This window comes from Phormidium sp. CCY1219 (assembly GCF_055795085.1).
Genome location: NZ_JAYFEQ010000869.1, coordinates 1 through 5,559, shown reverse-complemented (window position 1 = coordinate 5,559; position 5,559 = coordinate 1). Strand labels below are relative to the sequence as shown.

General features: G+C 52.9%; 4 protein-coding genes. 2 read left to right on the top strand and 2 right to left on the bottom strand.

From position 1 onward, the window contains the following. Nucleotides 1-140 precede the first annotated feature (140 nt). Complete coding sequence (locus AC0QH1_RS28370; RefSeq protein WP_324634801.1) at nucleotides 141-827, bottom strand: bifunctional 4-hydroxy-2-oxoglutarate aldolase/2-dehydro-3-deoxy-phosphogluconate aldolase; 687 nt, start codon at nucleotides 825-827, stop codon at nucleotides 141-143. Nucleotides 828-1,293: 466 nt separating this feature from the next. Between AC0QH1_RS28370 and AC0QH1_RS28365 the strand changes: the two genes are divergently transcribed. Together AC0QH1_RS28365 and AC0QH1_RS28360 are read left to right on the top strand one after the other, a co-directional pair. Next, nucleotides 1,294-2,361: a WD40 repeat domain-containing protein gene (locus AC0QH1_RS28365; RefSeq protein ID WP_324634800.1), complete on the top strand. Its 1,068-nt coding sequence runs from the start codon at nucleotides 1,294-1,296 to the stop codon at nucleotides 2,359-2,361. Between the two features lie 121 nt (nucleotides 2,362-2,482). Next, on the top strand, nucleotides 2,483-4,699 hold the full coding sequence (locus AC0QH1_RS28360; RefSeq protein ID WP_324634799.1) for a serine/threonine-protein kinase: 2,217 nt from the start codon (nucleotides 2,483-2,485) through the stop codon (nucleotides 4,697-4,699). A 141-nt stretch (nucleotides 4,700-4,840) separates the two neighbouring features. Here the strand turns inward: AC0QH1_RS28360 and AC0QH1_RS28355 are convergent. Beyond that, nucleotides 4,841-5,559: HEAT repeat domain-containing protein (locus AC0QH1_RS28355; RefSeq protein ID WP_442957376.1), on the bottom strand; the 719-nt coding region annotated here is incomplete at its 5' end.

The window sequence follows — 5,559 nt, the reverse complement described above, 5'->3', positions numbered from 1 at the left end:
GGCGACTAAAGTCGCCGTTCGTTTTTCATCTACGTTTTTTAAAACGTAGCTTTCAAACTCTCGTCCTTCTTTCGTAAATTTTGGAATTCGAGTTTCGAGATTGAATTTACCTTCTGCACCGTTTGGATATTGTCAGTTAGCTACAATTTCGGCGGCAGGGATTTCGGCCAAGGTGCTTCCCGATCGCCATCAATATTTTTTATGCGTTCTATCAATTTTTGTGCGCGTTCGGCGATCGCCTGCCAATCTCCGGCTAAAATCGAGTCTGGGGGAAATAGATCTCCGGCTAAGCCCACGGTAATCGCACCGGCTTCGAGAAATGCCCGGGCATTTTCCAAGGTGACGCCACCGGTGGGAATCAAGGGGATATGACCCAACGGTCCTTGCAGACTTTTGATATACCCCGGTCCTCCCATTGCCGAAATGGGGAACACCTTCACGGAACTCGCACCGGCTTGCCATGCGGTAATAATTTCAGTAGGAGACAAGGCCCCTGGGACGATCGGCACTCCCGCCGAGGTTGCCACTTGGACGATCGCCAAATCGGTGTGGGGAGTAAAGAGAAATTGGGCACCGGCAGCTAACGCCGATTGCAACTGACTCATATTTAACACCGTACCGGTGCCGATGGTACACAGGGGCAAATCGGACCGGAGTACGTCAATCAAATCCGCCGCGCGATCGCTATTCCAGGTAATCTCGATAGTTTTCATCCCGCCGCGCGCCACTGCGGTTGCCATTTCGTAACCCAACTGAAACGTTGGAGCGCGGATCACCGCGATCGCCGGCTGTTGCTGTAGCAATTTTAACCATGACTTATCAGACATCATCCTCCAACTGCCCCATACCTATATCCGCTTGAGAAACTCTCACTCATCCGCCCATTGCAACCGCCACCAATTTCCCTGTCAAGCCGAAAGTCCAAACTAGAAATGCTACCCCGATAAATCATTACCACCCCACAGGGGAGGGCTAATGACAAAACCTATCCTATAATTAAAGCAAAATTCGTCTAATTCAAGCAAAATTCGGCATAACAATTTCAAAAAGCGGTGGGATGAATCTCGCGCCGACCCTGAATCGTAGCCGAGAACGGCTCAAAACATCTGCAAAACTCATTCTGCGAGGGCAGCGCCGCCCCAGGCAGGATGGCGATTCGGCGATTCGGCGGGTCATGCCTGAGCCGCGCCCTGTGCTTCATGGCTGACCCTCGAGTTGCACCGGGCTACCCTTTCCTTGATTGCCTCAAAGTTTTGGCCATAATAGCCTCACTGTCGCGGAGAATTTCATCTAATGCCTGCAACGATTTCCCACCCCTTAAAATGGCTGGTAAAAATCCTACCGATCCTGTTTGTATTTTGTGCAATTAATAGCTGTAGTTTTAACAATAATGGCTCAGTTTACCCCCAGCAGAGGGGTTCAAAGGAGAGCGATCGCCCGATGGCCCGGGGGGAGAAACCGGGCAGGATCCGCCGAGAGAAACAAACCCTCACGGGTCATTCGCGGGCGGTGACGGCGTTAGCGATCGCCCCAGATGGGCAGACCCTTGTTAGTGGAAGCTGGGACGCCACAGTGCGGGTGTGGAACCTCGATCGCGGCGAAGTGCAACGTATCTTGCGCGGGCATTCCGACGCGGTTTTAGCCGTTGCCATCAGTGGCGATGGCAAAACCCTGGTCAGCGGAACTCGCGATCGCATCGTTCGAGTCTGGAATTTGAACAGTGGGGAATTGATTCGCACCCACAAGGGGCATCCTGCCTCAGAACTGGTCATCAGTCCCGATGGGAAAATCTTGGTCAGTAGTGGGAATCACCCAGACATTGAGTTATGGAATCTAGAGACGGGAGAGAAGATGGCCACACTTAAAGGAGATTCTGACCCGATTAAGTCCCTGGCGATCGCCCCAGATGGTGGCACTTTAGTGAGTGCTACCTATGCAGACACCATCAAAGTGTGGAATCTAGACACCGGCGAATCGATCCACACTCTAGAAGGAAACGCGGGTTTGCCCACCGAGGTGGCGATCGCCCCGGATGGCAAAACCTTAGTCAGTGGCAACTATAATGGATTTAAGCTGTGGAATCTGGAAACCGGGGAGCTGCTCAAAACCTGGAAGCGTCCGCCAAAAGCGGTTTATTCCCTTGCTATCTCGCCAGATGGGCACAGTTTCGCGATCGCAAGCAACGAACCCACGGTGACAATTAGAAGCCTCAACCGGGGACAGGCGATCGACCGCCTCACCGGACATGGGGCTGAAGTGTTCGCCCTTGCCATCACTCCCGATGGAGAGCGAATCATCACTGGCAGTTACGACCAGACCATCAATCTCTGGCATGCTGAGCGATCGGCCCGGGTTCCGTGACCCACACAGCACCAAGCAATCCAGCCGGGTCAGACCCGCCGGAATGCCGCGCCTCTACCGAGAAACTGTAGAAGCGCCCCTTGTTCGCCTATTCTCCGGATCACCAACCCCGTAGCTATCTATGAGCTACTGTATCAATCCTAACTGCCCCAAACCCGCCGATCCTTTAAATGGGACGAACCGCATTTGTCGTCAGTGCGGTTCGGAACTGTTACTTAACGGACGATATCGCGTGCAAAAACTCCTGGGAACCGGTGGTTTTGGCCTCACCTTTGAAGCCGACGATCGCGGGTTTGCGAAAGTGTTGAAAGTGCTGACTGAAAGCAATCCGAAAGCGATCGCCCTGTTCAAGCAAGAAGCCAGGGTTTTGCAGCGACTCCGCCATCCGGGAATTCCTATCGTCGAACCCGGGGGCTATTTTACGGTGTTCCCGCGAGGGAGAAAAACCGCCGTCCACTGCTTGGTGATGGAAAAAATCGAAGGCCAAAATCTGGAAGCTTGGATGGCCGATCGCAACCATAGCCCGATTAGCCAGCAGCAAGCGATGAACTGGTTATTGCAGCTTGCAGAAATTTTACATCAAGTCCACGGGCAGCAGTATTTCCATCGGGATATTAAACCGAGCAATATTATGTTGCGATCGCCCTCCCCGGCGCACAGTTTTAGCCGCGAACAACTGGCGTTAATTGATTTCGGGTCCGCGCGCGAAGTCAGCCGCACCTATCTGGCGAAAATGGCGGTGGGGCAAAAAGGTACGGTGATTTCTTCAAAAGGATATGCCCCCCCAGAGCAGGAAAATGGCTTCCCAGTGCCCCAATCGGACTTTTTTGGCTTGGGGCGCACCTTTGTGGAGTTGCTCACCGGCAAGCATCCGTTGGATTTTTACGACCCCCATACGGATAAATTGCTTTGGCGCAAAGCGGCCCCTCAGATTTCGCCGCAATTGGCCGATTTTATCGATAATCTGATGGCGCGCCTCCCGGGACAACGCCCGCAAAGTACCGAGGTGATTTTACAGCGGTTGGCAGAGTTGGAGTTGGTGTTGTATGGGGGGACGCGCGGTGTGGTGCGGTTTTTACCTTCTCCGTTGCTGCAATCGGGATGGCTGAGTCGATTGGGTCGGTTTAAGAAACAATGGCTGGTGGGGGCGGTGGTGGTGGCGATCGCCGGCGTGGGATTGGCGGAAATGCAAATTTATCTGCAAGGCGATCGCATCGGCGGTGAGGCAAAAGAGTCGGTTTCTCCGGTGTCTTCTCCGAATTTGGACCTGTCGGTGGCGACTTCGCCGGCTGTGGCTAAACCCTCTGGGAACGGCGATCGCCCTCCGGCGGCGCAAATGGCGGTGGAAGGGAGACCTGGCACTGGATCCTCTGCTCGCTCGATTCCGGCGATCGCCCAAAATATTTCTTTTAAAGAGATTACCCTGGCTAATACCCTCACCGGTCATTCTCAAGACGTGCGATCCGTGGCGATCGGCCAGCAAGGTAAAATTTTGGCTTCTGGCAGTTTTGACGGGACGATTAAAATTTGGAATCTGCACACCGGCAAGCCGATCCGCACCCTCACCGGCCATTCGGAAGCCGGAGAAATGGTTTCCTCCGTGGCGATCGCCGCTGATGGCAAAACTCTGGCCAGTAGCAGCAATGGCTATGGGGGCACGATTAAAGTCTGGAATCTGGTCACTGGGGAACTCCTTTATACCCTTTCCGCCAGACCCACTGGGGTGTCTTTCGTCACTATCAGTCCGAATAGCCAAATCCTCGCTAGCGGCGCGGAAGATGGCACGATTCAGTTGTGGAATCTGGAAGGGGGCTATTCTTTGGGTACCCTTTCCGGTCATCTCGGAACTGTGTTTTCCGTGGCGTTTAGTCCCGATGGCAAAACCCTCGCCAGTGGGTCTCAAGATGGTTCGATTAAGTTGTGGAATTTGGCCGATCCCAATTCCGATGGCGGATTCGATAATGCCCCGGTTCGTCAGCTTTCCGGTCATGTGGGAACCGTGTTTTCCGTGGCGTTTAGCCCCAATGGAAAGGTGCTCGCTTCCGGTGGTGCGGATAATACGATTAAGCTCTGGGATTTGAGTACCGACGCGGAATTTGCTACCCTTGCCAGTCATGCCGGAACTATGTTTGCCGTGGCGTTTAGTCCCGATGGAGAAACCGTCGCCGGCGGTACCCTGACCGGGAGAATTAAGTTGTGGAATTTGGATACCAGGGAGTTGGTGGAAACCCTTTCCGCTCATTCCCGCTGGGTGGAATCCATCGCCTTTAGTCCCGACGGTCATACCCTCGCCAGTGGCAGTGGCGATCGCACCATTAAGATTTGGGGCGTGCGGTGAGCTTGAAGGCAAATGTGAGTAACTTACAGCCACTTTTTATTCCTTGTGAGTCAACCTCGCCGAGCCATTCACATCCCACCTTGGTCAACTAACTCTCATTTAGTATAAATCAGCCCTGCCCTCCCCTGCATCACCATTTCTCTACCTCACATCCTGCATCCAAGCTACCATATCCGCCACCCAATGCACTTGACTCGGCGAAAACGTTTCCAACCCATTGACTTGCGCCTCACTCACCACGCAAATCGCCCCGTCAAACTTGCTTAAATCCGTGAGGAACCTGTCACTAAATCCCGCTTCGCTGCCGGTTGGCGCTTCGTAGAAGACTAAAACGATACGCTGTTCCGAGTCTAACGTCAATTCGTCCCAATAGAATTGCAATTCCGCCATTGTTTTCGGGGTGCCCTCATCGCTTTTGGGACAGTTAGCGCGGCGCATTTCGTTGTAGATTTTGGCAGCGGGATTGTCTTTATCGATAAACTTGCTCCCGTCAATGCAAATCAACTGGAGGGATGATATTAATCCCATTTCTTCCAGTTTGGCATGAAGGCGCTGGGGTAATTCGGCTAAATTTTCCGGTTCTACTTTATCCTCCTCACTATGCCAAGCGCGATAAAATACAGGATAGGGGAGGTTTTGGGCGCAATGCCAGATGACTTGGAAGGATTTCTCGAAGCGATCGAAGTCATTTTCATAAGCTTCATCGGATAAGCAATCTTTCAAAACACTCACGACAGGCGGCATCTGTTCTTCTGTGGTCAAAATTTTCCCCAAACTTTCTGCCGCTAGCCTGCGGGTATATTCAGATTCAGACTCGGCGATTAAATTGACTAACCCGGCGATTGCCTGTGGATTGCCCG